The organism is Mesorhizobium silamurunense (genome assembly GCF_014843825.1).
Taxonomy (GTDB): Bacteria; Pseudomonadota; Alphaproteobacteria; order Rhizobiales; family Rhizobiaceae; genus Mesorhizobium; species Mesorhizobium silamurunense.
Window position 1 is genome coordinate 1 of record NZ_JHQR01000424.1, and the last position, 5853, is coordinate 5853.

Genomic DNA, 5853 nt, shown 5'->3' on the forward strand with positions numbered 1-5853 from the left:
AAGGTCATGGTGGCGACGAAGCCGGTCGATTTCCGCAAGGGAGCGGAAGGTCTGGCAGCGCTCGTGCGCGAGGCGATGGGCGCGGATCCGTTCTCGGGCGCGGTCTACGTGTTCCGGGCCAAGCGCGCCGACCGCATCAAGCTCGTCTACTTCGACGGCACGGGCGTATGCTTGTTCGCCAAGCGGCTGGAGGATGGCAAGTTCTGCTGGCCGGGCATTACCGATGGTGTCGTGCGACTGACAGCGGCACAGTTGCAGGCACTCCTGGAAGGCCTCGACTGGCGGCGGGTGCACGAGACGCGCGAGATGCGTGTTCCAACGACGGCGAGCTGACCATCGCATTATTGCCAAATCACTGGAATCCATGCTTGAATCCGCTTCGTGACCGACGCGGCCGCTGCCCTACCCGACGATCCTCATGCGCTTCAGGCGATGCTTCTGGCCGCGCGTGCGGAGAATGAGAGGCTCCGCCAAATCATCAAGGAGTTGCAGCGCTATCGCTTCGGGCGAAGGGCGGAGAGCTTGCCTGAGGACCAGCTTCTTCTGGGCCTGGAGGAAGCCGAGCAGGTAGAGGCGGAGGGCTTCGCCAGCGCGGAAGCCGCGGACCCCTCAATGCGTGATGCCAGGGCTCGTAGGCGTCGCGCCAACCGCGGCTCGTTGCCCGCCCATCTGCCGCGCGTCGAGCAGGTAATCGACATCGCCGACAAGATCTGCCCGTGCTGTCAAGGCCAGCTGCATGTTATGGGCGAGGACGTCTCCGAGCGTCTCGACATCGTGCCCGCCCAGTTCCGGGTGATTGTCACCCGTCGAGCGAAGTATGCCTGTCGGGCCTGCGAAGAGGTGGTTGTGCAGGCGCCAGCACCGGCACGTCTCGTCGAAGGCGGCATTCCTACAGAGGCCACGGTGGCTCATGTTCTGGTGTCGAAGTATGCCGACCACCTTCCCCTATATCGTCAGGCCCAGATCTACGCCCGCCAGGGCATCAATCTCGACCGTTCGACACTCGCCGACTGGGTGGGCAAGGCAGCTTTCCTGCTTCGCCCTGTGCATGAGCGGCTGTTCGAGCGGCTGAAGGCTTCAGACAAGCTCTTCGCGGACGAGACCACTGCGCCTGTGCTTGATCCGGGCCGGGGGCGGACCAAAACGGGGCAGTTGTTCGCCTATGCCCGAGATGACCGACCTTGGGGCGGAATGAACCTACCCGGCGTCGCCTATCTCTACGCTCCGGACCGCAAGGCTGAACAGCCGATCCGGCATCTTCAGGGCTTTGTCGGAACCCTGCAGGTCGACGGATACGCGGGCTACAAGGCGCTGGCCGAACGCAACGCCGTGAGTTTGGCCTTTTGCTGGTCGCACGTGCGTCGCCGCTTCTATGAGCTCGCGCAGTCCGGCCCCGCGCCGATCGCGACGGAGGCGCTCGCCCGCATCGCCCAACTCTACCGCATTGAGAGCGAGATCCGGGGTCGCTCCGCCGACGAACGCCGCGCCGTCCGCCAGGAGAGAAGCCGTCCCGTCATCAATGCCCTTGAGCCGTGGCTTAGGCAGCAACTCACCCTAATCAGCCAGAAGACCAAGCTGGCGGAAGCTATCCGCTACGCACTCTCGCGCTGGCAAGGTCTGACACGATTCCTCGACAACGGTACGATCGAGATCGACTCCAACGTCGTCGAGCGCGCCATCCGTCCCATTGCGCTGAACCGCAAGAATGCGCTCTTCGCCGGCTCCGACGGCGGCGCCGAGCACTGGGCAACGATCGCTTCGCTAATCGAGACATGCAAGCTCAACGGCGTCGAGCCTCATACCTATCTCGCTGACGTGATCGCCCGGATCGTCGCCGGCCATCCACAAAGCCAGATCGACGATCTGCTGCCTTGGGCCTACAGACCTATGCCGCTCAAGGCCGTGGCCTGAGAACAGCGGTTACAATGCGCCAGCGTTTCGTCGAGAACCGCAGATCGCCCGCTCTCCGCAATGGCTTCGAATGGTCTCTTACGGTGCTTCAGCGCGTTGTGCCGTTCCCAGCACTTGTTGGCGGAGCCAGAGATTGGCCGGGTCGTGGTGATGCCGCGCGTGCCAAGCCATATGCATTGCGAAACCCGGAACAAGAAACGGTAGCTCAAAGCATTCACAGTCATCGTCGAGAGTGCGGACGAACCGGGTCGGCATTGTGCAGACATAATCCGTGGTGCGAAGCACGGGCGGCACTAGGGTAAAACTGGGCATAGATAAGACGACACGCCGGCTACGATCGGTTTCAGCCAGAACTTTATCGACTCTCCCCTCGAACCCGCCTCCATCCAGGGAAACCAGAATATGATCCAACGCACAGTAGGCATCGAGATCCGGCTGTCGATCACCTCGAGGATGGAATTTGCGCTGCACCATCGAATAGGTTTCGTCATAAAGGCGACGGCTTTTCAGCATCGATGGAACCATGCTCGGAGGTGCGATGAGGAGATCGATCTCGTCTCGGTCGACCTGTTCCGTCGATCCAGTGCTATCAAGCAGGCGAAAGGCCAGCCGAATCCCTGAGCCAGCCTCGGTTTGTAGTCGCCGCAACAGCGGCAAGCCGATTACCACGACGCCATTGTCTGTCGTTGCGATCCGAAAATCGCGGATATCATTTAGCGCGTCGAAGCGAGGCCGACGCCGGACCAAAACCTCCAGGTCCTTAAGGGCGGCATGGAGAGGCTCGACTAGTTCGAGCGCTAGAGCTGTCGGATCCATTCCGCGTCCGTTATCTGCAGGAATAAGAAGCGGATCCTCGAATGCTTGTCGGAGCCGGCTGAGTTGGGCGGATAGCGCTGGCTGGCTCAAATTAAGCCGTGCGGCCGCATGTGTGACATTTCGCTCTTTCAGCAATACGTCAAGCGATACGAGGAGGTTGAGGTCGATTCCCTTGATATCCATCATATTTATATGTTTAGATGCCATAAATCAGTTTCGAATATGCCATAGCGTATTGAATTCTCAAGTGTGCGCAATGGACAGTGCCAGCCGGGCCGAAACTACTTCGGGCTGAGAAACGTGCTGTCAGCCATCGACGTGGATAACATCAAGGGCGGCAATGCGCGCGGCTTGTGCAAGAGATGTGTGAGGCTGATTTCGCGCAACTCGGCGATCAAGATGATCGCCAGATGCCTGATCCCTTGAAGGAATGGCACGGGCAGCAGGGCTCGAACCTACGACCTGCGGTTTTGGAGACCGCCGCTCTACCAACTGAGCTATGCCCGTATACGGGCGCTGCTATTTCACAAAGCCGATGAGAACTCAAGTGCCCTTTTGCGGCGTGTCGACCGGAAGTGGCGGTCGCAGCCATCATGCAAGGTCGTCTCACCTTGATGCAACGACCGTGCCGTCTCTTTGCGGCGTCATCTTTTCAGGAATTTGCAGAAACCAAGCATCTTTCGCTACGACTTCCCCGCCGGCGGCTTGTAAGGTCCGCCCGGCACGCCCCAGCCCCAGGCGGGCATCGGTTCGGTCTCCGGATCGCAGGTCTCGCCGAGATTGGAATTCATCTTCGCCAGCCGCGATCCCCACTCGACATAGCCCATGAAGGCGGAACGGAATTCGGGGTCGTCGGGTAGGCCAACCTCGTCCGCCGCGTCGGCCAGCAGATTGATCCAGCGCCGCCGCTGCTCCTCGCTCAGATGCTTGCCGAGATGATGCATGACCATCTCGCGGTGGCCGCCATGCTTCTCGCTGTAGGTCTTAGGTCCGCCGAAGACCTCGCCGATGAAGGCGGCGACATGGGCCGGATGATCCGGCGACATGTGCCTGAACACCGGACCGACGAGCGGATCCAGCGCCACCTTGTCGTAGAAGGTCCGCGTCAGCCGGTTGAGCGTTTCCGCCCCGCCGGCCCATTCGAACAAAGTCGGGATGTCCTCGCTCATTGCCGGTCCTCTTTCATCGGTAGCGTAGAAGGATAGCTGCAAGATCGGATCCGGCTCAACCTGCCTCCATGGCCAGTTATCGCATCCGCTATAGCTTCGCCGGCGACTCGGCCTCGGCGTTGGCGGACGGCAGAACCCGGCAGTTGCCGGGCTTTGGCGACAATTTGCAGATGGTGGCGCCCGTCAGCGCGTCCACCGACTGGCGGCCGGTGGTGAGCCCGAACTCAGCCAATTCGTCCTGGCTGAGTTCCCTGTGCTTCGCAAACTGCGCCGACTGCATAGCGACGAACAGACCCGCGCCGATCGCCATCTCCTCGAGATACGCCCTGACCTTGTCTTCCATGCCCATGGAATGCACGAGGAAATGCGCATCGGCCCCGACGAAACGCCTGGCGCCGCCGGCTATCATCACCGCGCAGGCCGCGTCGCATTCGGCGCCGGCTTCGACGGTGAGGCCGGAATGGAAGCCGTCCTTGGCGACGCACCCTGCCGCGCCCGGATCGCAATCGAGAAAATCCGTCCGGGCGACCGCGACATCCAATCTGCGCTCGCGGATCAGCCGGCCGGTGGCGAGCGCGCCCTGTATGTCGCCACCCGGCGAGTTGACCACGACGGGCAGCCTGCGCCCGCCGACCGTGTCGAGCAGCTCGCGCAGCCTGTCGGGCGTGGCTGCAACAATCGTCCCCTCGGCCGCAATCCATTCCGGGCAGTCGGGATTGCAGAGCGGATTGCTGCCGCGAACGAGGACGAAGCGCATCTCCCGTTCCTGCCTTGGCGACGACGCAGCCTCCGTCGGCTGGCTGAGAGTCGGCTCGGTTGCGACCATCGCCACCTCGGCCGGCTTGGCCTTGCCATTGGCCGGTATCTCGCGGCAGTTCGTTGGCACCGGATCGCGCCGACATATGGTCGCTTCGGTCAGCAGGTCCAGCGAATCGAGGCTGGTGACGAGCTTCATCTCCAGCATGTCGTCGGGCTCGATCTGCCTTATGTCGCTCGCGGGCGTCGCCTTCATCACGTCCAGCACGCCCTGCCCGACACCCATTTCCTTCAGATAGCCGGTCAGCCGCTTCTCGACCGCCTTGCTCATCTCATAGGTCTTGTAGCTGCCGGCGTTCTTGCGGCTGACGATCCTGGTGCTGAGGACCTTCTTCTTGCCGTTCACGATCTTGTAGGTGGTGCGATAGAGCAGCTTTTCCCGATGATATGTGGTGGTGATTTGGTGGACGCCAAGAAAGGCCCACTCGCCGACCAAGCGGCGGACGCCGCCGGCAAACATCAGCGGACAGGCCGAGTTGCACATGGTGCCGCTGTCATAGGCGACGCCGGCATGGGGCGTGTTCTTGCTGTCATTGTCCCGGCAGGTCTTCATCTCGGGCGAGCAGCCGGCAAGCTCGGTTGTGCCGACGGCGATATCGAGGTTGGCCTTACGGATCATGCGGCCAAGCTGGAGTGCGGCGTCGACATTGCCGCCAGGAGAATTGACGACGATCGGCAGCTGCCGGCCACCGAGCGTCTTCAGCAGGCGTCTGAACAGCGCCGGCGTGCCGGCCTCGATGATGCCTTCCGCCGAAATCCATTCCGGGCAATTGGGCTCGCAGCCCGTCGCGCTGCTGCGCACGACGGCAAAGCGCATCGTCGGGCCGAGATCGGGCGCCTCGTCCTTGGCCTCCACGACGAAGCTGGCCAGGCCGATTACAGCGGCCAACCCCAGACGGAAGAGCCCGCGCCACCACCGAATGCTGTCTGAACGGCGAACCAAGCCTGCAAAGCCCCCACGGGTACAACCCATACTAGTTACGGCGGTGCCGCTTGCAACAGCTTTGAAAGACGTGGCGCAATACTTGGCCCGCTGAGAGCCGGCAACAAAAAAGGGCGGCCCGAGGACCGCCCCTTCCTTGTCGAACCGGCAGAGCCGGATCGATTATTCCTTGATGGTGACGACGATGCCGGCACCGAC

5 protein-coding genes and 1 tRNA gene are annotated in these 5853 nt (G+C 62.1%); 2 read left to right on the forward strand and 4 right to left on the reverse strand.

The window, feature by feature from the left end; translation table 11 throughout:
* Together tnpB and tnpC are read left to right on the forward strand one after the other, a co-directional pair.
* Positions 1-333 (forward strand): IS66 family insertion sequence element accessory protein TnpB (tnpB, locus tag DH10_RS35625; protein ID WP_246811695.1); only part of this gene is annotated, 333 nt, incomplete at its 5' end.
* A 48-nt stretch (positions 334-381) separates the two neighbouring features.
* Entirely contained in the window at positions 382-1911 is a 1530-nt protein-coding gene (tnpC, locus tag DH10_RS35630) for an IS66 family transposase (protein ID WP_425515397.1), read from the forward strand.
* A 78-nt stretch (positions 1912-1989) separates the two neighbouring features.
* Here tnpC and DH10_RS35635 read toward each other — a convergent pair whose 3' ends face one another.
* From DH10_RS35635 to DH10_RS35650, 4 genes are all read right to left on the reverse strand, one after another.
* A complete protein-coding gene (locus tag DH10_RS35635; RefSeq protein WP_246506654.1) occupies positions 1990-2913 on the reverse strand; it encodes a LysR family transcriptional regulator in 924 nt (307 codons plus the stop codon).
* 245 nt (positions 2914-3158) lie between these two features.
* Positions 3159-3234, reverse strand: a tRNA-Trp gene (locus tag DH10_RS35640).
* A 176-nt stretch (positions 3235-3410) separates the two neighbouring features.
* Positions 3411-3896, reverse strand: a complete 486-nt coding sequence (locus DH10_RS35645; RefSeq protein ID WP_192257290.1) for a group II truncated hemoglobin — start codon at positions 3894-3896, stop codon at positions 3411-3413.
* Between the two features lie 88 nt (positions 3897-3984).
* Positions 3985-5685 (reverse strand): COG3904 family protein, encoded by a 1701-nt coding sequence (locus DH10_RS35650; protein WP_192385938.1) that lies wholly within the window; start codon positions 5683-5685, stop codon positions 3985-3987.
* Positions 5686-5853 lie beyond the last annotated feature (168 nt).

Coding starts and splice junctions, on each gene's coding strand:
- DH10_RS35645 (WP_192257290.1), bottom strand. CDS start 3,896: ATGAGCGAGGACATCCCGACTTTGTTCGAATGGGCCGGCGGGGCGGAA.
- DH10_RS35650 (WP_192385938.1), bottom strand. CDS start 5,685: ATGGGTTGTACCCGTGGGGGCTTTGCAGGCTTGGTTCGCCGTTCAGAC.
- DH10_RS35635 (WP_246506654.1), bottom strand. CDS start 2,913: ATGATGGATATCAAGGGAATCGACCTCAACCTCCTCGTATCGCTTGAC.